This is a genomic window from Micromonospora sp. LZ37 (assembly GCF_059359015.1).
This window is the reverse complement of sequence record NZ_JCADBL010000011.1, coordinates 26,277-49,466: the sequence shown is the minus strand read 5'-3', so window position 1 is coordinate 49,466 and position 23,190 is coordinate 26,277. Positions and strand designations below refer to the sequence as shown.

Here is a 23,190-nt window from a genome sequence, read left to right as displayed (position 1 = left end):
CGCCGGCCACCCCCGCCGACGGCGGACGCCCGTGGAGTCCAGAAGGGACGCACACCGATGACTCAGCTTCAGGCGCCACCCGGTCGTACGCCCACCGTGCCCGCCGTTCCGGCCGACCGTCCCGTCGTGCCGGCCGACCGGCGCGGGCGCGGCCGGATCGGGCCGGTGGCCGTCGGCCAGCTGGTCGTGGTGGAACTCTGCGCGGTCGCCGTCTGGGCGGTGCTCGACGGGCCGGGTTGGCTGGTCGGCACGGTGGCGGGGCTGGCCGTGCTGCTCACGGTGGCGACCTTCGCCCGACGCGGCGGACGCTGGTGGTACGAGGACCTGCTGCTGCGCCGCCGGTTGCGCCGCCGGGGGGAGGACGCCCGCGCGGCCGTCGCGGCCGGTGACGTTGTGGACCCGCGGCTGGCCGCGCTCACCCCCGAGCTGAGCGTGATCGAGCTGACCGAGCGGGGCACCCGGCTGGGCATCGGCCAGGACGGCCGGGGCTGGTTCGCGGCGGTGGCGCTGACCGGGGCGGCGGGCGCGCCGGCCGGCACGGTCGAGTCCGCCACGGTGGACCGGGCGCTGCGGGTGCTCGCCGACCTCACCGCCCCGGTGACCCTCACCCAGGTCGTCTCGCACACCCTGGTCTGGTACCCGGCCCCGGGCGCCCCGCCGGCCGCCCACCGGACCGTCTGGGTGGCGCTGCGGCTCTCCGTGCCGGACGCGCGGGCCGCAGCGGTGACCCGGGGCGGCGGGATGCGCGGCGTGCACCGGACGGTGGCCGCCGGGGTCGGCCGGCTGGGCAAGGCGCTCAACGCCGCCGGCCTGCCCCACCGGGTGCTCGGTCGGGACGAGCTGCGCGCGGCGGTGGTCTCCGCGGCGGGGCTGGACCTGGCGCCGGAGCCGCCCGCGGAGACCTGGACCGGGCTGCGCGGTGGCGGCTGGACCCAGCGCTGCCTGACCCTGCGCCGGCGCCCGGAGGCGTCCCTGGGGACGCTGGTGGACGCCGTCACGGCGACCTCCGCGCCGTCGCACACGGTGGCGGCCGTGGTGGTGCCGGGCGACCCGTCGGTGCCACCGCTGCTCCGGGTGGCCGGCCGGGACGACCACGTCGACGCCCTGGTCGAGGCGGTACGCGAGGTGGCCCGGCGGTGCGGCGTGTCGGCCCGGCCGCTCGACGGGCAGCACGGGCCCGGGGTCTACGCCACCACCCCGGTGGCGACCGCCACCGGGACGATCAGGGTCGGAGGTTGACGATCCAGCCGTAGGCGCCGCAGACCCAGACGGCCAACGGCACCAGCGCGACGATCAGCAGGATCTCGACGATGTCCAGGACCCGGCCCCACACCGGCGAGATCCGCTTGCCGGCCACGGTCAGCCCGTAGATGAGGCTGACCACGGTGGTCAGCAGCAGGCCGCCGAGGACCACGCCGAGCCGTACCGCCGGTGAGCCGGCGGCGAAGACGGCCGCCGCGGTCAGGAGCAGCCCGGCGGTCCCGGCGACCAGCACCGGGGTGCGCTGGGCGCGCCCGATGAACGGCCGGGCCCGCAGCAGCGACAGCAGCGCCAGCACCAGGCAGAGCAGCACCGCCGGCAGCCGGCCGTCCACGGCCAGGACGACCTGGCCGCCCAGCACCAGCAGGGACACCGTCCAGAGCAGACCGGTGAGGAACTCGTCGGCCCGCTCGCTCTGCCGCAGCACCCGCCGGCCGTCGACGGTCTCGGTGTCGGTCTTCAGGTCGTCCGGGCCGGTGGGGATGGAGGGCACCGGCAGCCGGGCCAGCCGGTACGCGGTCATCGGCAGCATCGGCACGGTCGCGAACGCGACCGTGGCGACCACGGCGGCGGCCGCCGCGGCGTCGAGACCGAGGGCGAGGCAGAGCAGCGCGCCGAAGCCGGCCGCGGCGCCGACCGCCACCGCCCCGAGGAAGAGCGGCATCCGGTCGCCGACGGCCAGCGCGGCGACCGCGCCGAACAGCACCACCGCGGTGCCGGCGAGCAGCACGTGCGGGCTGGCCAGCTCGGTCAGCTCACGGTCGCCGCCGAGGACGAGCAGGCCGCTGGCGGCCGCGTACCCGATCCCGGCGACGGCCAGGACCGCGCCGGTGCGGCTGTCGCCGGCGGCCCGGGACAGCACCGCCGCGGTGACCACCAGGGCCACCGCCACCAGCAGCGCGGCCAGCGCGCCGGGCAGCTGGGGCGGCCCGGCGAGGAGCGTCACGGCCGCTCCGGCGGCCAGCGTCAGGCCGGCCAGCAGCACCGAGAAGGCGCGGGTGGTGCCGACCTGCCAGGTGCCGGCCCGCTGGTTGGTCGCGGTCGCCACCGCGTCCACCACGTCGTCGAAGACGATCTCGGGGGTGGCTGCCGCCCGGGGATTGAAGTAGAGCACCTCGCCGTCGCGGACGCCGAGCTGGGCGGCGGTGCGACCACCGTCCAGCGGTTGGCCGCCGAGCCGGGCGAGGGACCAGCCCCCGTGCCGGACGCCCTCGTCGGCGAGGTCCTCGCCGGCGTAGCGCAGCAGGGTGGGGAGCAGGTCGGCCAGCGGCACGTCGGAGGGGAGCGCCAGGTCCATCCTGGTCCGTGGCGCCACGATGGTGATCCGGCTCAGTCCACCGGTCGCCGTCTTCGTCGCCACTGTGGCCTCCTCGCGCTCTGTCAGCTCCACCTCGACCGGCGGCCTCGCCCCCAACGGGTCCACGACGCTCACGCGAGATTACCTACGATGGCGGGCACGTACGATGCCCACCCGACAACTCCGGTCGGTCGTGAATCGGCTCGAGGGCCGCTTCTGGGGAGGAGACAGCCGTGAGCACCGTGGTGTTCCGCCGGCTTCCGCGTCAACCCGGGCCCGCGTTGCCGCGCGGGGAGGTGCTGCTCGAATCCCCACCGGAGCTGCCCGAGCCGACCCCCCGCAGCATGGCCCAGCTGCTGATGATCCTGCCGATGCTCTGCGGCGTCGGCGCGATGGCCTTCCTCTACGCCGGTCGGGGCGGCTCGACCATGACCTATGTGGCCGGTGGCCTGTTCGGAGTGTCCATGCTGGGCATGGCGCTCGGCACCATGACCACCGGCAGCGGCAAGGACAAGGCCGAGATCAACGCCGAGCGCCGCGACTACATGCGGTACCTGGCCCAGATGCGCAAGCGCACCCGGCGCGCCGCCGAGCAGCAGCGGGCCGCGATGACCTGGCGCCACCCGGAGCCGGACGCCCTCTGGTCGATCGCCGCGTCCCGCCGGATGTGGGAGCGGCGGATCACCGAGGACGACTTCGGTGAGCTGCGGATCGCCACCGGGCCGCAGCGCCTGGCCGTGGAGATCGTCCCGCCGGAGACCAAGCCGGTGGAGGACCTGGAGCCGATGAGCGCGATCGCGCTGCGCCGGTTCGTGCGGGCCCACTCCACGGTGCCCGACCTGCCCACCGCGCTGTCGCTGCGGGCGTTCAGCCGGATCGCGCTGCGGGGTGACCGGGAGCCGGTGCTCGACCTGACCCGGGCCGCTCTGGCCCAGCTGGTCACCTTCCACGCCCCGGACGACCTGCTCCTCGCGGTGGTCGCCGCACCGGACCGGCAGCAGGTGTGGGACTGGGTGAAGTGGCTGCCGCACGCCCACCACAGCGCGCGGACCGACGCGGCCGGCGCCCGCCGGCTGGTCTTCGCCAGCCTCGCCGAGGCCGAGGAGGCGCTCGCCGCGGAGCTGGCCGGGCGTCCTCGCTTCGCGCCGGAGGCCAAGCCGCTGACCTCCGCCCCGCACCTGGTGGTGGTGATCGACGGCGGCGAGGTCTCGGCGACCTGCCAGCTGATGGGGCCCGGCCTGCTCGGCGCCACCACCATCGACCTCTCCGGGACGGTGCCCCGCGACGCCGGCCGCTGGCTGCTCTGCCTGGACGCCGGCGACGGCACTTCGCTGGAGCTGGTCCGGGGCACCGCCACCTCGCGGCTGGGCCGCCCGGACCGGCTCGACGCCGCCGCCGCCGAGGGGCTGGCCCGGCAGATCGCGCCGTACCGGCTCTCCCAGCAGCAGGCCACGGCGGAGGAGCCGCTGGCCCGCAGCATGGAGCTGCCCGACCTGCTCGGGGTGGGCGACGCCGCGACCGTCGACGTGCAGCAGACCTGGCGGCCGCGCGGGCACCGGGACCGGCTGCGCATCCCGCTCGGGGTGGGCCCGGACGGCAACGTCGTCGAGCTGGACTTCAAGGAGTCCGCGCACGAGGGCATGGGCCCGCACGGGCTGGTCATCGGCGCCACCGGCTCTGGCAAGAGCGAGCTGCTCCGCACCGTCGTCGGCGCGCTGGCGGTGACCCACTCGTCGGAGGAGCTCAACTTCGTCCTGGTCGACTTCAAGGGCGGCGCCACCTTCGCCTCGCTGGAGGCGTTGCCGCACACCAGCGCGGTGATCACCAACCTGGCCGACGAGCTGCCGCTGGTCGACCGGATGCGGGACGCGCTCGCCGGTGAGATGACCCGCCGGCAGGAGGTGCTGCGGGCCGCCGGCAACTACGTCTCGCGGTTCGACTACGAGAAGGCCCGGGCGGCCGGCGAGCCGCTTCCCCCGATGCCGAGCCTGCTCATCATCTGCGACGAGTTCAGCGAGCTGCTCGCCGCCAAGCCGGACTTCATCGACCTCTTCGTGATGATCGGCCGGCTGGGCCGGTCGCTCGGCGTGCACCTGCTGCTGGCCAGCCAGCGGTTGGAGGAGGGGAAGCTGCGCGGACTCGACACCCACCTGTCGTACCGGATCGGTCTGCGCACCTTCTCGGCGGTGGAGAGCCGGATCGTGCTGGGCGTGCCCGACGCGTACGAGCTGCCCAACGCGCCCGGGCACGGCTACCTCAAGACCGACACCAGCACCATGCTGCGGTTCCGGGCCGCGTACGTCTCCGGGCCCTACCGCGCGCCGGGGCAGGCGGCGCAGTCGTCCCGGGCGCTGGTGCAGCGGCGGATCGTGCCGTACGGGGTGAACTTCGTGCCGGTGCGGGTGCCGCAGGCGCCGGTCGAGGTCGCGCCGGCGCCCGAGCAGCCGGCCGACGGCAAGGCCGTGGCGATGCTGGACGTGCTCATCGACCGGCTAAAGGGCAAGGGCGCCCCGGCGCACCAGGTGTGGCTCCCGCCGTTGGCGGAACCGCCGAGCCTCGGTGAGCTGCTCGGCCCGCTGGCCGCCCACCCGACCTTCGGACTGACCACCGCCAACTGGCCCGGCCGGGGCCGGCTCACCGTGCCGGTCGGTGTCGTCGACCGCCCGTACGAGCAGCGGCGGGACCCGATGATGGTCGAGCTGGCCGGCGCGGGCGGCAACGTGGTGATCGTGGGTGCCGCCCTGAGCGGCAAGAGCACCCTGCTCCGTTCGATGATCGCGTCGCTGGCGCTCACCCACACCCCGCGCGAGGCGCAGTTCTACTGCCTCGACTTCGGCGGCGGCGCGCTGCGCAGCCTGGAGGGGCTGCCACACGTCGCCGGGGTGGCCGGTCGCCGCGACACCGAGGCGGTCCGCCGCACGGTGGCCGAGGTGCTGGCGATCCTCGACGACCGCGAGAACCGGTTCGCCCAGCACGGCATCGACTCGGTCGCCGGCTACCGACGCCGCCGCGCGGCCGGCGAGTTCGCCGACGACCCGTTCGGCGACGTCTTCCTCGTGGTGGACGGCTGGAACACGCTGCGCCAGGAGTACGAGGAGCTGGAGCAGACCATCACCAACCTGGCCAACCGGGGCCTGGGCTTCGGCGTGCACGTGGTGCTGACCGCGGTGCGCTGGGCGGAGATCCGGATCAACATGCGGGACCTGCTCGGCACCAAGCTGGAGCTGCGGTTGGGTGACGCCAACGAGTCGGAGATCGACCGCCGGGCCGCGGCGAACGTGCCGACCGGTGCTCCGGGCCGGGGGCTGACCCGGGACAAGCTGCACTTCCTCACCGCGGTCTCCCGGATCGACGGCAAGCGCGACATCGAGGACCTGACCGAGGCGTCGGTGGCGCTGGCCCGGCACGTCGCGGACGCCTGGCCGGGCCGCCCGGCCCCGAAGGTGCGGCTGCTGCCGCGCCGGCTGCCGCTGCACGAGCTGGTCCAGGTCGCCGACCGGTCGGTGCCGGGCCTGCCGATCGGGGTCAACGAGTCGGCGCTCGCGCCGGTGTACCTGGACCTGGCCAACGAGCCGCACCTGACCGTCTTCGGCGACGCCGAGTGCGGCAAGACCAACGTGTTGCGGGTGATCGCGCGCGGGATCGTCGACCGGTACACCCCGGCCCAGGCCCGGATCGTCATCGCCGACTACCGGCGCGGGCTGCTCGGCGCGGTCGAGGGGGACCACCTGCTCGACTACGCCCCGTCCAACCAGGTGTTCAGCCAGGGGCTCGGCTCGATCCGCAGCGCCCTGCAGAACCGGCTGCCCGGCCCGGACGTCACCACCGCCCAGCTGCGCGACCGCAGCTGGTGGAAGGGGCCGGACCTCTACATCCTGGTGGACGACTACGACCTGGTCGCCTCGGGCGGCAGCAATCCGCTCAGCGCCCTGCACGAGCTGCTGCCCCAGGCCCGGGACATCGGCCTGCACCTGATCGTCACCCGCCGGGTGGGCGGCGTGGCCCGGGCTCTCTACGAGCCGGTGCTGCAACGCCTGCGGGAGCTGGACTCGCCGGGCCTGCTGATGTCCGGCAACCGGGAGGAGGGTGCCGTGTTCGGCACGCTGCGGCCCAGTCCGCAACCGCCGGGCCGGGGCACCCTGGTGCGCCGCCGGGACGGCCAGCAGCTCATCCAGACCGCCTGGGCCGACCCGGCGTGAGCCGGCCGGACGGGCGACAGTTCGAAGACGGGGAGAGACGATGTGGCAGCTGTGGTTCTTCCTGACCGCCCTGCTGGCGGTCGCCCTGGGAATGCTGTGCGGCCTGTACGAGCAGCTGTCGCGGTCGCGGTCGCGGGCGCCGCGGCTCGCGCTCGCCGTGCTGGCGCTGGCGGCGGTGGCGCTCATGCTCCCGGTGCTGGTGGATCGGGCGCTCGACAAGCCGGTCCTGTGGCTCGCGGTCGCGCTGCTGGCCGGCCTGCTCGCGACCGGTCCGGCGATGGTCCGGCAGGCCCGCCGGCCGCCGGCTGACCCCGCCGGGCGGAAGCTGATCCTGCCGGGCGACAAGGACTGGTGACGGATCGGGCGACTCGCCCTGCTCTTCGCGGACGGGTCCGGATCGTCCTCGGCCGGCCGGCGGCGGGAAAGCCCGTCGATGGGTCACGGCATTCCCGACGTCACCAGGGGTTCCCTCCACCGGACGCCAAGCATCGACCGACGCCCGTGTGAACAGGGCTGCGCGCGCTGGACACGGTGGGCTACCGTCTCCTGAGGAGTGTCCGTCGGTGGGGTGTTGGCCTTGCCGCGGGGGAGGGGCGCGGCAGTTCCGCCGCCACAACATGACGGAAGGGTGTGAAGCATGGCGTTCGAGGTCGAAGCAGCGACTCTGCATACCGCCGCGAGTGACGTGCGGTCCACGCGCAGCGAGGTCGACGGCGAGCTGAAGAAGCTGTGGAACGTGGTCGACGACCTGGCCATCGCCTGGAAGGGCCAGGCGTCCACTGGCTTCCAGTCGCTGATGACGCGTTGGAACGAGGACACGGTCAAGCTGCTGACGGCGATGGACAACATCGCCGACCTGCTCGACAAGTCGGGTACGACGCACCAGGTCAACGACGAGGAGCAGCAGCAGATGCTGGACAAGTTCCACTCTGCGCTCAACCCGTGATCCGCCGAGACGAGCAGGGGAGGAACTCATGAGCATCAAGGTTGACTACGCCGTCCTCGAGAGCGCCAACCAGCAGATGCAGAGCATCTCGAAGACCATCGACGAGAAGCTCGACACGCTGCGGTCGATGCTGGCCAAGCTGGAGTGGGACGGCCAGGACCGGGCCGCCTACGAGCAGCACCAGGCGCAGTGGGACACCGCTGTCCGGGACATCAACCGGATCCTGAACGAGATCGGTGGCGCGGTCGGCGTCGCCCGCGAGAACTACGTCTCCACCGAGATGAGCAACGCCCGGGTGTGGGGCTGAGGTTGTCGCCCGCGCGGCTCCGGTCCGGTTCTTCCGGGTCGGAGCCGCTTCGCGTTGCCGGGCCCTTCGCCGGTCCGCCGGTCCGGTCGGCGCCGGCGGCTCGGTCCACCGGCCGGAGGCGTGCGCCGGTCGGCCCGGCTGCGGCTCAGGCGTCCACCGGCTCGGTGCGACGGCCGGGACGCCAGCCGCGACGCCGCCCCCGGTCCAGGATCGGCCGGGCGGCCAGCAGCAGCCCGGCGACGACCGCCCCGACCCCCGCCGCCCAGAGCGCCACGGTGCGCTGCCCGGCCAGCGGGTCACGGGTGGGCGCGGGGGGTGGCAGCGCGCCGGCCGGCGGGTCGCTGCGGGTGCCGAGCAGGCTGGTCAGCGCCCGGTACGGGTTCACCACCCCGTAACCGACCTCGGGGTTGTGACCGTCGGGCGGGTTGTCGGCGGTCCGGGTGATCCGGTGGGCCACCTGCTCCGGGGTGAGGTCGGGCTCGGCGGAGAGCAGCAACGCGGCCACCCCGGAGACGTAGGCGGCGGCGAAGCTGGTGCCGCCCTGCGGTTCGGTGAGGTAGCCGGTCCCCGAGGGCGCGGGGCCGATGATGTCCAGGCCCGGGGCGGCGACGTCGACGTAGTCGCCGCTGACCGAACTGCCGACGTGACCGCCCTGCGGGTCCACCCCGGCCACCGCGATCACCCCGGGGTACGCGGCCGGGTAGGCGGGCCGGTCCTGCTGTTCCTCCTGGCGGTTGCCGGCGGCGGCCACCACCACGACGTTCTTCGACAGGGCGTACTCGACGGCGGCGGCCAGCTCCGGCCGGTCGAACGTGGCCAGCGACAGGTTGATCACCTGGACGTCCTGGTCGACCGCCCAGCGGATCGCCTGGCCGATCTCCACGGGCAGGCCGGTGTCGCTGGACTGCCGGGTGTTGGGCAGGACCCGGATCGGCAGGATCCGGGCCGCGGGCGCGATGCCGCTGTAGGGGGCGCCGGTGCCCTCCCTGCCGGCGATGATGCCGGCCACGATGGTGCCGTGCCCGGCCTGGTCGCACTGGCCTCGCGCCGCCGGTAGCCCGTTGTAGTCCCGGCCCTCGCGCACCTGGCCCTTGAGCAGCGGGTGGGCCGGGGAGACCCCGGAGTCGATGACGGCGACGGTGGCGCCCTCGCCGCGGGTGATCCGCCACGCCGACGTCGGGTCGAGCCGGCGCAGCGCCCACGGCGTCTCGGTGGGTGCGGGTTGGCTGCGTGGGCCGGCGCAGCCGGGTGCGGCCACGGCCGGCGCCGGCGGTACGACGAGGGTGGCGAGCAGGGCCGCCGTGACCGCACTGAGGACGGCCCGGGACGTGCCTGCGGCGGGCCGGGTCACCGGCGTGCCGTCGGGCCGGATGGTCTCGCGCACCCGGTGAGATTACCGCCGTCGGAGCGTCCGCGCGGTGACGGGCGGGACCGTGCGGGTCGGGCGCTCAGGAGCGGGGTTCGGCCGGTGCGGCGGTGAAGAGGGCGAGCAGGTCGCCGACCTGGCGGTCCGCCTCGGCGGGGTGCCGGAAGTGGCCGGTCGGGTTGACCGTGTACTCGTTGCGCCGCCCCACCCGGGTGCGCTGCAGGTAGCCGCCGGCCTCGAGGTCGGCGACGATCGCCTGGGCGGCCCGCTCGGTCACCCCGACCTCGTCGGCGACGTCCCGCAGCCGGGCGGTGGGGTTGCGCGCGATGGCGAGCAGCACGTGCGCGTGGTTGGTGAGGAAGGTCCAGTGCCGGGTGCTCCCGTTCCCGCCTGCTGTCGTCGCCATGCCCGCCATCGTATGGCCCGCCGTGCGGATTTTCGGCCCTGCCCTGGTCAGGGGGTGGCCGGCCCGGCCCGACGCGGCCGGCCAAAGCATGAAATCTGTATCACGTGATTCTTGACGTATCTTCGGGTGCGTGTGACGGTGGGCGGCGAGGCCGCCTCCGTCGCCGGCCGGTTGACCGACCCGACCACGGACCGAGGTGAGGGAATGGCCCCGACCACTCCGACCCAGGCGCTCGCCGAGCTGCACGCCGGCAACCGGCGGTTCGTCACCGGCACGCCGCGCCACCCCAACCAGGACGCCGGCCACCGGGCCGCCGTCGCCGACGGGCAGAACCCCTTCGCGGTGATCGTCGGCTGCTCCGACTCCCGCCTCGCCGCCGAGATCATCTTCGACCGGGGACTGGGCGACCTCTTCGTGGTCCGCACCGCCGGGCACACCGTCGGCCCCGAGGTGCTCGGCAGCGTCGAGTACGGCGTCACCGTGCTCGGCACCCCGCTGGTGGTGGTGCTTGGCCACGACTCCTGTGGAGCCGTGCAGGCCGCCCGGGACGCCGCCCGGACCGGCACGCCGCCGACCGGGCACCTCCGGGCCGTGGTGGACGCGGTCGGGCCGAGCCTGCGCCGGGCGGCCGAGGAGGGCGTGGACGACGTCGACGGCATCGTCGACATCCACATCGCCCACACCGTGGAGGCCATGCTCGGCTCCTCCGCCGCCCTCGCCGCCGAGGTGGCCGCCGGGCGGTGCGCGGTGGTCGGGATGTCGTACCGGCTCGCCGCCGGTGAGGTCCGGACGGTGGCGGCGGTCCCCGCCGCCGCTGCCGCCGTCGTCCCGCCGCCGGCCCAGGGCGGGCGCCCGGCCGTGGTCGCCGGCTGATCCGGCCCGAACGACGAGGGCCGCCCCGCACGCGGCGGGACGGCCCTCGGACTGCGCGGTGTCGCTAGAGCATCGACATGTGCACGTGGTCGGTGTGGTCCGACGGGCCGCTGTACGACTTCCACCCGGTCGCCGGGAACCAGATCTGCCGGTTCCAGATGACGTAGTAGATGCCGAGCCGGTCCGCGTTGCGGATCAGGAACGCGGCGAGGTCGTTGCCGTACCGGCGGGTGTCGTTGTTGTACCAGGGGGAGAAGCCGCTGTTCTGCAACGACCAGTCGCAGGCCTTGCCCTTCGGGTGCTCCCACGGCCCGCCCGGCCGGTAGCAGCCGACGAAGCGCTTGAAACCGGCCCGCCGGACCTCCTTGTACGCGTGCAGCGTGCGGGGGGTGATCAGGCCGGAGGTGGTGGGGTCGTCCTCGGTACGTCCCTCGGGGCGCCAGCCGCCGTCCGCCGTCCGGCCCGGCGCGATCCGGGCCACCGGGGATTCGGCCGACACCAGGCCGCCGGTGAAGCCCTTGCCGCCGACGAGCGCGAGGGCCTTCTCCGCCTCCCGGCTCTCCCGGGCCATGTCGTTGGTGAGCTTCTGCTGCTGGCGCACCTCGCCGTCGAGCGCCAGCTTGGCCCGTTCGGCGCGGGTCTTGGCGGAGGTGACCTCGCTCAGCTTCTGCGCGTTGACCATGTTCAGCTCGTCCAGCGCGGAGGCCCGCTTGAGGAACGTGTCCGGCGCCTTGCTGTCCAGCAGGATCGCCGCCGCGCCGATCCGCCCGGTGCGGTAGGACTGCGCGGCGATCTGGCTGACCTGGGGCCGCAGCGCCTCCAGATCCTCCTCGGCGCGGCGGATCTCCAGCGCGAGTTCCCGCTGGAGCTTCTTGGACTTCTCCAGCTGCGACTTCGCCTTGCTGTACTCGCGGTTGCGCAGCTCGATGACGTCGGTGAGCAGTTCGGGCTCTTCGTCCTCCTCGTGCCCGGAGGGGGTGGGCGTCGAGGGGGCGGCGATCGCCGGGGCCGGCCCGGTGAGGATGGCCAGAGCGGTGAGCACGGCCACCGCCGGTGTCAACCAGCGGCGCAGGGGTGCCGTCACAGTGTTCCCTTCCGTCGACCGCCGACCGGGTTAGCTGACGGGTTCGGGACGGAAGTGGTCCCTACCGCTCGCGCGGATTCACCCCATGTACCTGGTTCCCCGGCTCGCCGTGCGGCGATTGGGCGGCGGCACCGCAGGCGCCGCTGCGCGCCTTCGGCGGTGACCGGCAGCGAGGTTACCCGAGAGGAGTACCGGGGATCTACGTCCAGAACCCGACTAAAAGCGTTATTTCGCAATAACGGTGCGTGACCAGTGACGCGGTCGACAACCGCCGCACCGGCGGCGGTCACGCTGAGGAGTGTCACCATGCGGTGTCCGTGTTCCTTTCCGGGTCGGGCCACCCCGCGGGGGTCGGGGTGGACGGTGGGCCGTGACGTGGGGCGCTGAGCGCCTCCAGTGCCGCGTCCCGGTCGGCCGGCGGCCGGGGGGTGGGCGTCGGGCGGTCGGCCGGCGGCGCGTCGCCGGCCGGGCCGCGACCGGCGGTGGTGACCAGCGCGGCCAGCCCGGTGGTCAGGGGTACGGCGGCCACCAGGCCGAGGGTCGCCACCGCGCTCCGGACGATCTCCTGGGCCAGGAACTCGCTGGTGAGGATCTCGCCGATCGCCCGGCTGTCGGCGGTCAGCAGGAGCAGCAGCGGCAGCGAGGCGCCCGCGTACGCCAGCACGATGGTGTTGACCGTGGACGCGATGTGCGCCCGCCCGACCCGGGTGGCGGCCCGGTAGAGCTGCAACCGGGACAGGCTCGGATTGGCGTGGGCGAGTTCGGTGACGGTGGCCGCCTGGGTGACGGTGACGTCGTCCAGCACGCCGAGCGAGCCGATGATGATCCCGGCGAGCAGCAGGCCGTGCAGGTCGACGTCGCGTTGGTACAGCGACAGCGTGGTGGCCTCCTCGCTGCCGAAGCCGGTCAGGTGGGTGGCGGCGGTGGCCAGGCTGCCGAGGAGACCGGTCAGCACCAGACTGCCGAGGGTGCCGAGCACCGCCACCGACGTCTGCGCGGTGATCCCGTGGGTCAGGTACAGCACCACGAACATGATCAGGGCGGCGCCGGTGATCGCGATCAGCAGCGGTGAGCCGCCCGCCGAGATGCCGGGCACCACGAAGGTGAGCAGGATGGCGAAGCTCGCGCCCAGCCCGGCCAGCGCCGCCAGGCCACGCCAGCGTCCGAAGGCCACGATCGCCGCCGCGAAGAGGGCGACCAGCCAGACGAGCGGCTTGCCGCGCTGGTGCTCGGCGATGTTGTAGCTGCTGGACGTGGGGTCCGCCGGGTCGGTGAGCTTGACCAGCACGATCTCGTCGTCCACCGCCACCGTCGGGGCGCCCGGGCCGGACGGCACCGGCGTCTGGACCTCCCGGCCGGTGTCCGGGCCCTGCTCCACCCGGACGGTCACCGTGCCGCACGGGCCGTCGGCCGCCCCGGGTGTGCCCTCCGGCAGTTCCGGCGTCGGTGGGCAGGGCTCGGTCAGCACCCGGGTCACCGTGCCGTGGTAACGCGGCACGTCACCCCCGCTGTTCGCCTCCCGGCCGTCCCGGGGCCAGAGCACCAGCGCGGCGAGCACGGTCACGACGAAGAGCGGGACCACCGTCGCGACGAGGAGCCGTCGCACTCCTGGTGGAGTGGACGGAGCGGGACGGGTGTGGTCGGCGCCCATTGCGGTTCTCCCAACGATCCAGAGTGGGGTACGGGTCAGCCGGCCGGCGGGTTCACCGGCGGGACACGCCGACCGGAAGACTGCCCCCGGGGTCACCCCGGGCGAGCGCCACCGTCACGCACGGCGAGCAGACGCCTCGGCGGCGTCGCGGCGCCGCGAGGGACGACCACGGTCCCGCCCACCGCGTCCGGCCCCGGCGCGGTACGCGGGGCGGTGTCGGCTCGGTGCGGACGGTCATCGCCGGAGAATGGTAGCGAGAGACCAGGTCCGCCCGCCCGGCTCGCCGCCCGCGCCCGGCTCCGACAGCGCAGGGCGAGCCGGTGGTCACGAAGTGTGGCGGCATCCGTGGCGTACGGGGCCGGCGCGGACCGGCCGGGTTAGCGTGGTGGCGTGCGGACGGCGAGCGCGGTTCCGACCGGGTGGTGGCCCCGACTCCTGCTGCTCGCCGGCACCCTGCTCGGCCTGGCCACCATGCACACGATCGGTCACGGCGCGCACGTCGGCCCCGGTCATCCGATCGGATCCGGCGTCGCCGGTACGCGGCCCGGCCCCCTCCACCACGACGAGCCCGCCCGGGCCGCCGCGGCTCGTCCGGATGGACACGGCGCCGCCGCCCCGGAGCCGGCCGCCGTGACCCGCAACCACGCCGTCGTGCCGGCCGCCGCGACCCGTAACCACGCCGTCGTGCCGGCCGCCGTGACCCGGGACCACGCCGCGCTGCCCGTCACGCCGACGGACGGGGGACCGACGCTCTGGAGCGTCTGCCTGGCGGTGCTCGGCGCGTTCGGGACGGCCGTGCTGCTGGCGCTGCGCCGGCGGCGGGTCACCCGGTCCGCGACCGCATCCGGTCGACCGGTCCGGCCGTCGTCCGGGTCACGGGGGCCGCCCCGGCGCCCGGTCGGGCTCCGCCTCGCCACGGTGTCGGTGCTGCGCAGATAGGACGGCCCGGCGCGGTTTCCGCCGCGCCTGCCGGTCCGCTGCTCGTCCACCGCACACCGAAAGGTCTGATCGTGTCCACTCGTACCCTCGCGCGCCGTGCCGCCCTGGCCGGTGCCACCCTCACCGCCGCTCTCGCCCTGGCCGCCTGCGGCGGCGGCCACTCGGCCGGCTCCGGCCACGACATGCCGGGCACGGGCGCCCCGGCCGGCGCCAGCGCGGGCGCCCCGGCCTCCGCCAGCCCGGGCGCGTCCGCCTCCTTCGGCGACGCGGACGTGATGTTCGCCCAGATGATGATCCCGCACCACCAGCAGGCGGTGCGGATGTCCGAGCTGGCGGAGAGCCGGGCCGGCGACGCCGAGGTCAGGAAGCTGGCGGCGCAGATCAAGGCCGCCCAGGCGCCGGAGATCGCCACCATGACCGGCTGGCTCGCCGCCTGGGGTCGGCCCGTCCCGTCGGGCGGCCCGTCCGGTGGGCATCTGCCGGGGATGGACCACGGCATGCCGGGCATGATGTCGGAGGCCGACATGGCGAAGCTCGCGGCAGCCTCTGGCAAGGAGTTCGACCGGCAGTTCCTGACCATGATGATCGCCCATCACGAGGGCGCGATCACCATGGCGAAGCAGGAGATCGCCGGCGGCGCCAACGCCGACGCCAAGGCCATGGGGCAGCAGATCGTCACCGCTCAGCAGAGCGAGATCGACACCATGAGGAAGATCCTCGGGCGGCTCTGAGCGGCCCGGGGCCCGCACCACGTCGGTCGGGGGTGTCGGGTCTGCCCGGCACCCCCGCTCGGCTCAGCGGCGCGGAGGCCGGCCCGGCCGCCGGTGCGGACGGGTCAGCCGCGCTTCATCAGGCGGCCGACGGCGGCCATCATCTCGTCGGCCATCTCGTCGGCGCGACCCTCGGCCGCACCCTCGTGCATGCAGTGCCGGGCGTGGCCGTCGAGCAGGCCGAGGGCGACCTTGTCCAGGGCGGCCTGGATCGCCGAGATCTGGGTGAGCACGTCGATGCAGTACCGGTCGTCGTCGACCATCTTCTCCACGCCACGGACCTGGCCCTCGACACGGCGCAGCCGCGCGAGCAGCTGGTCCTTGCTGGCGGTGTAGCCCCGGATCGGGGTGCTCGGTGTGGTCATGACGGCAAGGATAGCGTACCCCTGGGGGGTATGCTACGGTCCCAGGGCGACCTACCCCAGGGGGGTATAGGATGGACGGGAGAGGAGAACTGCCATGGTCACCACCACGTACCAGGTGCAGGGCATGACCTGCGGGCACTGCGTCAACTCGGTGAGCACCGAGGTGAGCGCGATCGAGGGCGTCCGCGACGTCCAGGTGGACCTGGCCACCGGTCGGGTCACCGTCACCAGCGAAGGCCCGTTGGACACCGGATCCGTGCGCGCCGCGGTCGACGAGGCCGGCTACGACCTCGTCGAGGCGTGACGGGTCACCCACCCGGAAACCGAGGTAGCACCATGAACACGGCGACGAAGCTGAGCGGTTTCGCCCTCGGCCTCGCGGCGGTGTTCGGCGCGTCGTACGGGGTCGGCCACCTGGCCGACCCCGTCACCCCCGCCGCCGAGACCCGCCACGACTCCACCGGTACCGACCACGGCGCCACCGACGACGGGCACGGCAGCGCCGCCGACGCGGCCACCCACCTGCCCGGCGGGCTGCTCGTCTCCGACCGCGGCTACACGATGGAACCGGTGGACGCGCCCGCCGGGCAGTTCGCCTTCCGGATCAGCGGCCCCGACGGCGCGCCGGTGACCCGCTACGACGTGGCACACGACAAGCGGATGCACCTGATTGTCGCCCGGCGCGACCTCTCCGGCTTCCGCCACGTCCACCCCGAGCTGGACGCCGACGGCACCTGGCGGGTCGAGTCGCCGCTGGGCGGGCCCGGCCTCTGGCGCGCCTTCGCCGACTTCACCCCCACCGGCGGGCAGCCGCTCACCCTCGGCGTGGACGTGGCCGTCCCCGGCCGGCTCGACCCCCGGCCGCTGCCGGCGCCGGCCACCAGCACCACGGTCGACGGCTACACGGTCACCCTCACCGGCACGCCCGAACCGGGACGCACCAGCCGGCTGACCCTGACCGTCGGCCGGGACGGGAAGCCGGTCACCGACCTCCAGCCCTACCTCGGGGCGTACGGGCACCTGGTGGCGCTGCGCCAGGGCGACCTGGCGTACCTGCACGTGCACCCGGAGGGCACGCCCGGCGACGGGCGGACCCCGGCCGGGCCGGCGGTGACCTTCGCCGCCGAGGTGCCCTCGGCCGGCGCCTACCGGCTCTACCTGGACTTCCGGCACGGCGGGGCGGTGCACACGGCGGAGTTCACCGTCGTCGCCGGCACCCCCGGGCCAACCACCGGGGCGGCCCCGGCGGCCCCGACGGTCGCCCCGGCCGCCCCCACCCCGACCGGCGACGCCGGACACGGCGCGCCCGGTCACGGGCACAACTGACAGGAGGTGCCGCGATGACATCGACCACCGAGTCCCTGCCGGTCGCCCCGAACCGGATCGAACTCGCGATCGGCGGCATGACCTGCGCGTCCTGCGCCGCCCGGATCGAGAAGAAGCTCAACCGGATGGAGGGCGTGCAGGCCACCGTCAACTACGCCACGGAGAAGGCCACCGTCCGGTACGCCGACGAGGTCAGCCCGGACGACCTGATCGCCACCGTGGAGAAGACCGGCTACACCGCCGTCCTGCCGCCCCCGCCCACCCCGGCGGGCGCGGCCCAGCCGGCCGGTGAGCCGGTCGACGAGCTGCGCGGGCTGCGTACCCGGTTGTGGGTGTCGGTGGCGCTGACCGTCCCGGTGATCCTGCTCGCCATGGTGCCGGCCTGGCAGTTCACCTACTGGCAGTGGCTGTCGCTGACCCTGGCCGCCCCGGTCGTCGTCTACGGCGGCCTGCCGTTCCACCGGGCCGCCTGGATCAACCTGCGGCACGGCGCGGCGACCATGGACACCCTGGTCTCGCTGGGCACCCTCGCCGCGTTCGGCTGGTCGCTCTGGGCCCTCTTCCTCGGCGACGCCGGGGTGCCCGGGATGACCCACCCGTTCCGTCTCGACATCACCCGCACCGACGGCGCCGGCAACATCTACCTGGAGGCGGCCGCCGGGGTGACCGTCTTCATCCTCGCCGGCCGATACTTCGAGGCCCGCTCCAAGCGGACCGCCGGCGCGGCCCTGCGCGCCCTGCTGGAGCTGGGTGCCCGGGACGTCGCGGTGCTGCGCGGCGGGGCCGAGACCCGGATCCCGGTCGACCAGCTCGCGGTGGGGGACCGGTTCGTGGTCCGCCCCGGCGAGAAGATCGCCACCGACGGGGTGGTCGACGAGGGCACCTCGGCGGTCGACGCCAGCATGCTCACCGGCGAGTCCGTGCCGGTCGAGGTCACCCCGGGCGACCCGGTGGTCGGCGCGACGGTCAACGCCGGCGGCCGGCTGGTGGTCACCGCCACCCGGATCGGCGCGGACACCCAGCTCGCCCAGATGGCGAAGCTGGTCGAGGAGGCGCAGACCGGCAAGGCGGCCGTGCAGCGGCTCGCCGACCGGATCTCCGGCGTCTTCGTCCCGATCGTGATCGCGCTCGCCGTCGGCACGCTGGGCTGGTGGCTCGGCGCCGGGGCCGGCCCGACCGCCGCCTTCACCGCCGCGGTCGCCGTGCTGATCATCGCGTGCCCGTGCGCGCTCGGCCTGGCCACCCCGACGGCGCTGCTCGTCGGCACCGGGCGGGGCGCCCAGCTCGGCATCCTGATCAAGGGCCCGGAGGTGCTGGAGTCCACCCGCCAGGTCGACACCGTGGTGCTGGACAAGACCGGCACCGTCACCACCGGCCGGATGACCCTGGTCGACGTGCTCCCCGCCGAGGGGGGCGACGCCGTCGAGTTGCTCCGGTTCGCCGGGGCGCTGGAGGCCGGCTCCGAGCACCCGATCGCCCGCGCGGTCGCGGCCGGCGCCGCCGAGGCCGGGGAGGTCCTCCCGGTCACCGGCTTCGCCAACGTCGAGGGGCTGGGCGTCACCGGCGTGGTCGACGGCCGCGAGGTGGTGGTCGGTCGGCTGCGGCTGCTGCGCGAGCGGGGTCTCGACGTACCCGAGGGGGTCGTGCGGGCGGTGACCGACGCGGAGGCCGCCGGCCGGACGGCGGTGGTGGCCGGCTGGGACGGCCGGGCCCGGGGGGTCCTCGCGGTCGCCGACGTGGTCCGGCCGACCAGCCGGGCGGCCGTCGCCGGCCTGCGCGGGCTGGGCCTGACCCCGGTGCTGCTCACCGGGGACAACGCCACGGTCGCCCGCGCGGTCGCCGCCGAGGTGGGCATCGACGAGGTGATCGCCGAGGTGCTGCCCGCCGACAAGGTCGACGTGGTCCGGCGGCTCCAGGCCGAGGGGAGGACCGTGGCGATGGTCGGTGACGGGGTCAACGACGCCGCCGCCCTCGCCCGGGCCGACCTGGGCCTGGCCATGGGCACCGGTACGGACGTGGCGATCGAGGCGTCCGACCTGACCCTGGTCCGGGGCGACCTGACCGCCGCGGTGGACGCCATCCGGCTCTCCCGCCGCACCCTCGCCGTCATCAAGGGCAACCTGTTCTGGGCCTTCGCCTACAACGTCGCCGCCCTGCCGCTGGCCGCCGGCGGGCTGCTCAACCCGATGATCGCCGGGGCCGCGATGGCCTTCTCGTCGGTCTTCGTGGTCGCCAACAGTCTCCGGCTGCGCCGCTTCCGTCCGGTCGCCGAACAGCCTCGGTGATCACTTTCGGTGATCCTGTGCCGGGCGTCGGGTTTCCGTCGTTCGACCCGGGGGTACATCGGAGGCGTCGGAGGAACTGCAATCTGGAGGTTCGCATGGGTATCGACGACAAGATCGGCAACGCGTCCGAGAACACCGCCGGCAAGGTCAAGGAAGGGCTCGGTCGGGCGACCGACGACGAGCGCCTCGAGGCCGAGGGCCGCAACGACCAGGCCAAGTCGAACCTCAAGCAGGCCGGCGAGAAGATCAAGGACGCCTTCAAGAGCTGATTCGCGCAGCCGCGACGCCGGGCCGACGACACGTCGGCCCGGCGCGCTGCGTACGGGCCCCACGCCGGTCGCGGAGGGTGACCGGCGTGGCGGCCCGCCGCCCCGCCCGCGATACCGCAGAGTCATGATGGTGCCGCCGAGATGTCGGGGCGCAGGAGACCACTCGCCACGGACCATGACCGCGCCGTCCCACCCGGACGGCCACCACCGAACGGGGAAGTCGATGTACCGCAGCACCGCCGGCGCGCTCACCCTGCTGGCCGTCGCCGCGCTCACCGCCGGATGCCAGAGCTCCGGGGACGACCGGGCGCCGACCGCCCCGGCCACCGCCGGCGCCACCGCCCAGGCCGGCGGCACGCCGACCGCCGCCGCCGAGCCCACCGCGGCCGCCACCCCGACGACCGCCAGCGCCGCCAACACCCTCGCCGTCTGCCAGGCCGTCGACAAGCTCATCATCGACGCCAGCCGGGACATCGCCCGCGACTCGGCATCGGCCACCCAGCGGGAGCTGACCCCGGAGCAGCTCAACGGTCAGCTCAAGGGCAACCTGGCCGAGCTCGCCGACGACGTGCGCGACCAGGCCGCCCGGGCCGAGGACCCGCGGGTCAAGGCGGTGGTGACCGACGTAGCCGAGCAGATCGACGGCGGCGTCGCGGCGAAGAGCCCGGCGACGTGGATGACGACCAGCTTCGTCGACATCCCCCCTCGGCTCACCCGCGACTGCCACGTCTGATCCCGTCCGCGTCAGCCGGTCGTGGTCGTCGGGCCGCCACCGCTGCCCCGGTCGTCGAGCACGAGCGGGGCGCGACCGCGCACCACGTAACGGATGTGGGTGACCTGCGGCGTGTGGATGACCCGGGTCGGTTCCAGCTCGACCGCCTCCTTCTCGCCCAGCTCGAGGTCCGCGTCGAAGAGCCGTAGGCCGGAGCCGAGCACCACCGGCACGACGTGCAGCTCCAACTCGTCGAGCAGGCCGGCCTTGAGCACCTGCCGCACCAGGCTGCCGCCCCCGGCCACGGCGACGTCCCGGCCGCCCGCCGCGGCGCGCGCCTGCTCGACCGCGCTGGCCACCCCCGTGGTGACGTAGGTGAAGCTGGTGCCGCCCCCGCGCACCAGGGTCGGGCGGGGGCGGTTCGTGACGACGAAGACCGGCGCCCGGAACGGCGGCTCCTCGCCCCAGGGCACCTCACCTCCGTCGGCCATCCGCCGTCCCATCACGTACGCGCCGGCCGCCCCGAACGATTCGGCGACCACGTCGGAGTTCACGTCCCGTTCCCCGCCGGCGAAGCCCTGCCGCTCGCGCCAGGCCATCGCGTCGGTCACCCAGCGGGTGACCCGGAAGAACCCCGCACTCTCGGCCGACTCCATCCAGTCGCCGTCGCCGGTGTGCCGCGGGCCGGCGTAGAAGCCGTCCAACGACACCGACAGCTGTGCGGTCACCTTCGTCATCTCGCGTCGCCCCCCTCCGTCGGGCGGCGCCCTGCGCGCCGCTCACCGGTGAATCGGCGCCGACCCGGTTGAGCCGACAACGAACGGATGTGACGCCGGTCACCTCAGGCGGTCGGGCGTCGCACCCGGTAGGTCACGTGGGTGACGGTCGGACCGGCCACTACGGACACCTGCTCCAGCGACAGGTCGGCCACCCCGTCGAAGAGCCGTTCGCCGGCCCCCAGCAGGATCGGCACGATGTGCAGCTGAAGGGTGTCCAGCAGCCCCGCCGCCAGGAACTGCCGGACGGTGCTCGCCCCACCGGCCACCGCGACCGCCCGGTCGCCGGCCACCTCCCGGGCCCGCCGCAGCGCCGCCTCGACCCCGTCGGTGACGAAGTGGAACTCCGTGCCGCCCCGCATCAGCAGCGGCTCACGCGGGTGGTGGCTGAGCACGAAGACCGGGGTGCGCCACGGCGGGTCCTCACCCCACCAGCCCTGCCAGTCCGGATCCCACGGCCCCGCGTCGTTGCCGAACATGCGGCGCCCCATCACGTACGCGCCGATGCCCCGGGTCATCCGCTCGACCACCTCGGCGTCGACGTCGCGCGCCCCGGCGGGCGGCCCGGGCCGCTCCCGCCCGGCGTCCAGCGCGAAGAACCACTCGTGCAGGCGCAGCCCACCCCGGCCCAGCGGGTCCTGCCGGCTCTGCTCCGGCCCCGCCACGTACCCGTCCAACGACATCGAGATCTGACACGTCACCGTACCCATGCGGGGTCGACTTCCCGGGCGGCCGGAACTCATCGGCGGGCGGCGAGCCGCGCGGCCCGCAGTTCGAGGTACCGCTGCTCGGGCCGGCTGGTGGTGCGCCGGGCGGCCAGCAGGTACGCCTCCCGCGCCGCCGCCGGCTCCCCGGCCAGCTCCAGCAGGTGGGCGCGGACGGCGGCCAGCCGGTGATGGCCGGCGACCCGCTCGTCGGCGTCGAGCGGGACGAGCAGGTCGAGCCCGGCGCGCGGTCCGTCCACCATGGCCACCGCCGCGGCCTGGTTCAGGGCGACCATCGGGTTCGGGGCGACCACCGCCAGCACCCCGTACAGGGCGACGATCTGCCGCCAGTCGGTCTCCTCCGCCGAGGGCGCCTCCGCGTGCACCGCGGCGATCGCCGCCTGGAGCTGGTACGGCCCCGGCGGCGACCAGGTCAGCGCCTCGGTCACCAGCGCCACCCCCTCGGCGATCGCCGCCCGGTCCCACCGGCTCCGGTCCTGCTCGGCGAGGGGGACCAGCTCCCCGCCCGGGCCGGTACGCGCCGCCCTGTGCGCGTCGGTGAGCAGCATCAGCGCGAGCAGCCCGGTCACCTCGCCGTCGTCCGGCAGCAGCCGGCGCAGCTGCCGGGTCAGCCGGATCGCCTCCGCGGTCAACTCGGTCCGGTGCAGGTCGCCGCCGTTGCTGGCGGTGTAACCCTCGTTGAAGATCAGGTAGAGCACCTGGCACACGGCGCGCAGCCGGTCGTCCCGCTCGCCCGGCGCCGGCGGGACGAACCGCGCCCCGGCCGCTTCGATCCGCTGCTTGGCGCGGCGGATGCGCTGGCTCATCGTCGACTCCGGGATCAGGAACGCGGCGGCGATCTGCGCCGTGCTCAGCCCGCCGACCGCGCGCAGGGTCAGCGCGACCTGCGCCGACCGGGACAGCGCCGGGTGGCAGCAGAGGAAGAGCAGGGTGAGGCTTTCGTCCGTGGTGCGCGGCTCCTCGTCGGCGGGCGGGGCGGCGCCCGCGTACGCCGGTTCCCGGAGCGCGACCGCGACCTCGCGGTCCCGGCGGGCCCGCTCGCTGCGCCACTCGTCGGTCAGCCGCCGGCCGGCGACGGTGAGCAGCCACGCCTTCGGGTGCTCCGGCACGCCCCGCTCCGGCCAGCCGGTGGCGGCGGCGAGCAGCGCCTCCTGCACGGCGTCCTCGCAGGCGGAGAAGTTCCCGTGGCGGCGGACCAGGACGCCGAGGACCTGCGGCGCGAGGTCGCGCAGCAGGTCCTCCACCTGGCGGTCGGTCACATCTCCGTCCCGGCCTCGCCCATCACCGGCCGCACCTCCAGCACGCCGAAGCCCCGCCGCACGTCCGGCCAGCGGGCGGCGATCTCCACGGCCCGCTCCGGGCTCTCGCAGTCCACCGTCAGGTAGCCGGCGAACTGCTCCTTGCTCTCCAGGAACGGCCCGTCGGTGACCTCCGGCCGCTCCCCGGTGGACCGCACCGTCCGGGTCTGCGACGGGTCGGCCAGCGCCTCCCCGCCGACCAGCTCACCGGACGCGGTCAGCTCCCGCATGATGTCGTCTACCTCGCCGAAGAGCGCGGTGCGCTCCTGCTCGGAGAGCCCCTCGACGAAGCCGGGGCGGTTCCAGATCAGCAACATGTACTTCACGATCGCTCCT

23 protein-coding genes and 1 riboswitch are annotated in these 23,190 nt (G+C 74.6%); of the genes, 13 read left to right on the top strand and 10 right to left on the bottom strand.

The window, feature by feature from the left end; all coding sequences use genetic code 11:
* Positions 1–57: 57 nt before the first annotated feature.
* Positions 58–1,239 carry a type VII secretion protein EccE gene (locus AC5L3Z_RS21775; protein ID WP_494844630.1) on the top strand — a complete coding sequence of 394 codons (1,182 nt, stop codon included), beginning with the start codon at positions 58–60 and terminating at the stop codon, positions 1,237–1,239.
* On the opposite strand, the gene eccD is transcribed toward AC5L3Z_RS21775, so the two are convergent.
* Positions 1,223–2,692, bottom strand: a complete 1,470-nt coding sequence (gene eccD, locus AC5L3Z_RS21770; RefSeq protein WP_494844628.1) for a type VII secretion integral membrane protein EccD — start codon at positions 2,690–2,692, stop codon at positions 1,223–1,225. The genes AC5L3Z_RS21775 and eccD overlap by 17 nt on opposite strands.
* Positions 2,693–2,790: 98 nt before the next feature.
* Here eccD and eccCa point away from each other — a divergent pair, with 98 nt between their 5' ends.
* The 4 genes from eccCa (at position 2,791) to AC5L3Z_RS21750 (ending at position 8,009) form a co-directional block, all read left to right on the top strand.
* Positions 2,791–6,756, top strand: a complete 3,966-nt coding sequence (eccCa, locus tag AC5L3Z_RS21765; protein ID WP_494844627.1) for a type VII secretion protein EccCa — start codon at positions 2,791–2,793, stop codon at positions 6,754–6,756.
* A 40-nt stretch (positions 6,757–6,796) separates the two neighbouring features.
* Complete coding sequence (locus AC5L3Z_RS21760; RefSeq protein WP_494844626.1) at positions 6,797–7,111, top strand: hypothetical protein; 315 nt, start codon at positions 6,797–6,799, stop codon at positions 7,109–7,111.
* Positions 7,112–7,393: 282 nt separating this feature from the next.
* On the top strand, positions 7,394–7,702 hold the full coding sequence (locus tag AC5L3Z_RS21755; protein ID WP_088977186.1) for a WXG100 family type VII secretion target: 309 nt from the start codon (positions 7,394–7,396) through the stop codon (positions 7,700–7,702).
* A gap of 28 nt (positions 7,703–7,730) precedes the next feature.
* Positions 7,731–8,009 (top strand): WXG100 family type VII secretion target, encoded by a 279-nt coding sequence (locus AC5L3Z_RS21750; RefSeq protein ID WP_494844624.1) that lies wholly within the window; start codon positions 7,731–7,733, stop codon positions 8,007–8,009.
* A gap of 145 nt (positions 8,010–8,154) precedes the next feature.
* On the opposite strand, the gene mycP is transcribed toward AC5L3Z_RS21750, so the two are convergent.
* Both mycP and AC5L3Z_RS21740 read right to left on the bottom strand, forming a co-directional pair.
* Positions 8,155–9,393, bottom strand: a complete 1,239-nt coding sequence (gene mycP, locus AC5L3Z_RS21745) for a type VII secretion-associated serine protease mycosin (RefSeq protein ID WP_494844623.1) — start codon at positions 9,391–9,393, stop codon at positions 8,155–8,157.
* Positions 9,394–9,457: 64 nt separating this feature from the next.
* Positions 9,458–9,790 (bottom strand): helix-turn-helix transcriptional regulator, encoded by a 333-nt coding sequence (locus AC5L3Z_RS21740; protein ID WP_494844621.1) that lies wholly within the window; start codon positions 9,788–9,790, stop codon positions 9,458–9,460.
* Positions 9,791–9,985: 195 nt separating this feature from the next.
* Here AC5L3Z_RS21740 and AC5L3Z_RS21735 point away from each other — a divergent pair, with 195 nt between their 5' ends.
* A complete protein-coding gene (locus AC5L3Z_RS21735) occupies positions 9,986–10,654 on the top strand; it encodes a carbonic anhydrase (RefSeq protein WP_494844619.1) in 669 nt (222 codons plus the stop codon).
* Positions 10,655–10,718: 64 nt separating this feature from the next.
* Here AC5L3Z_RS21735 and AC5L3Z_RS21730 read toward each other — a convergent pair whose 3' ends face one another.
* Positions 10,719–11,738 (bottom strand): coiled-coil domain-containing protein, encoded by a 1,020-nt coding sequence (locus AC5L3Z_RS21730; RefSeq protein ID WP_494844617.1) that lies wholly within the window; start codon positions 11,736–11,738, stop codon positions 10,719–10,721.
* A 4-nt stretch (positions 11,739–11,742) separates the two neighbouring features.
* Positions 11,743–11,873: riboswitch (cyclic di-AMP (ydaO/yuaA leader) on the bottom strand.
* A 166-nt stretch (positions 11,874–12,039) separates the two neighbouring features.
* Positions 12,040–13,389, bottom strand: coding sequence for a YibE/F family protein (locus tag AC5L3Z_RS21725; protein WP_494844616.1), 1,350 nt, complete (start codon positions 13,387–13,389; stop codon positions 12,040–12,042).
* 390 nt (positions 13,390–13,779) lie between these two features.
* On the opposite strand from AC5L3Z_RS21725, the gene AC5L3Z_RS21720 reads away from it, so the two are divergent.
* Together AC5L3Z_RS21720 and AC5L3Z_RS21715 are read left to right on the top strand one after the other, a co-directional pair.
* Positions 13,780–14,328: a hypothetical protein gene (locus AC5L3Z_RS21720; protein ID WP_494844614.1), complete on the top strand. Its 549-nt coding sequence runs from the start codon at positions 13,780–13,782 to the stop codon at positions 14,326–14,328.
* Between the two features lie 71 nt (positions 14,329–14,399).
* Positions 14,400–15,059 carry a DUF305 domain-containing protein gene (locus tag AC5L3Z_RS21715; RefSeq protein ID WP_494844612.1) on the top strand — a complete coding sequence of 220 codons (660 nt, stop codon included), beginning with the start codon at positions 14,400–14,402 and terminating at the stop codon, positions 15,057–15,059.
* A gap of 104 nt (positions 15,060–15,163) precedes the next feature.
* On the opposite strand, the gene AC5L3Z_RS21710 is transcribed toward AC5L3Z_RS21715, so the two are convergent.
* The gene (locus AC5L3Z_RS21710) at positions 15,164–15,463 is read right to left on the bottom strand and encodes a metal-sensitive transcriptional regulator (protein WP_494844611.1); all 300 of its coding nucleotides are present in this window, start codon (positions 15,461–15,463) and stop codon (positions 15,164–15,166) included.
* A gap of 94 nt (positions 15,464–15,557) precedes the next feature.
* On the opposite strand from AC5L3Z_RS21710, the gene AC5L3Z_RS21705 reads away from it, so the two are divergent.
* The 5 genes from AC5L3Z_RS21705 to AC5L3Z_RS21685 all read left to right on the top strand — a co-directional run bounded on the left by AC5L3Z_RS21705 (position 15,558) and on the right by AC5L3Z_RS21685 (position 20,076).
* Positions 15,558–15,767 carry a heavy-metal-associated domain-containing protein gene (locus AC5L3Z_RS21705; protein ID WP_334613885.1) on the top strand — a complete coding sequence of 70 codons (210 nt, stop codon included), beginning with the start codon at positions 15,558–15,560 and terminating at the stop codon, positions 15,765–15,767.
* A 32-nt stretch (positions 15,768–15,799) separates the two neighbouring features.
* Positions 15,800–16,789, top strand: a complete 990-nt coding sequence (locus tag AC5L3Z_RS21700; protein WP_494844609.1) for a DUF8832 domain-containing protein — start codon at positions 15,800–15,802, stop codon at positions 16,787–16,789.
* Positions 16,790–16,803: 14 nt separating this feature from the next.
* Entirely contained in the window at positions 16,804–19,074 is a 2,271-nt protein-coding gene (locus AC5L3Z_RS21695) for a heavy metal translocating P-type ATPase (RefSeq protein ID WP_494844608.1), read from the top strand.
* Positions 19,075–19,169: 95 nt separating this feature from the next.
* Positions 19,170–19,343 carry a CsbD family protein gene (locus AC5L3Z_RS21690; protein WP_494844606.1) on the top strand — a complete coding sequence of 58 codons (174 nt, stop codon included), beginning with the start codon at positions 19,170–19,172 and terminating at the stop codon, positions 19,341–19,343.
* A gap of 223 nt (positions 19,344–19,566) precedes the next feature.
* Positions 19,567–20,076: a hypothetical protein gene (locus AC5L3Z_RS21685; RefSeq protein ID WP_494844604.1), complete on the top strand. Its 510-nt coding sequence runs from the start codon at positions 19,567–19,569 to the stop codon at positions 20,074–20,076.
* Between the two features lie 11 nt (positions 20,077–20,087).
* Here AC5L3Z_RS21685 and AC5L3Z_RS21680 read toward each other — a convergent pair whose 3' ends face one another.
* From AC5L3Z_RS21680 to AC5L3Z_RS21665, 4 genes are all read right to left on the bottom strand, one after another.
* A complete protein-coding gene (locus AC5L3Z_RS21680) occupies positions 20,088–20,792 on the bottom strand; it encodes a dihydrofolate reductase family protein (protein ID WP_494844603.1) in 705 nt (234 codons plus the stop codon).
* A 104-nt stretch (positions 20,793–20,896) separates the two neighbouring features.
* On the bottom strand, positions 20,897–21,541 hold the full coding sequence (locus AC5L3Z_RS21675; protein ID WP_494844602.1) for a dihydrofolate reductase family protein: 645 nt from the start codon (positions 21,539–21,541) through the stop codon (positions 20,897–20,899).
* Between the two features lie 29 nt (positions 21,542–21,570).
* On the bottom strand, positions 21,571–22,815 hold the full coding sequence (locus AC5L3Z_RS21670; protein WP_494844601.1) for an RNA polymerase sigma factor: 1,245 nt from the start codon (positions 22,813–22,815) through the stop codon (positions 21,571–21,573).
* Positions 22,812–23,171 (bottom strand): YciI family protein, encoded by a 360-nt coding sequence (locus AC5L3Z_RS21665; protein ID WP_494844865.1) that lies wholly within the window; start codon positions 23,169–23,171, stop codon positions 22,812–22,814. The genes AC5L3Z_RS21670 and AC5L3Z_RS21665 overlap by 4 nt, the downstream gene beginning before the upstream one ends.
* Between the last annotated feature and the right edge of the window lie 19 nt (positions 23,172–23,190).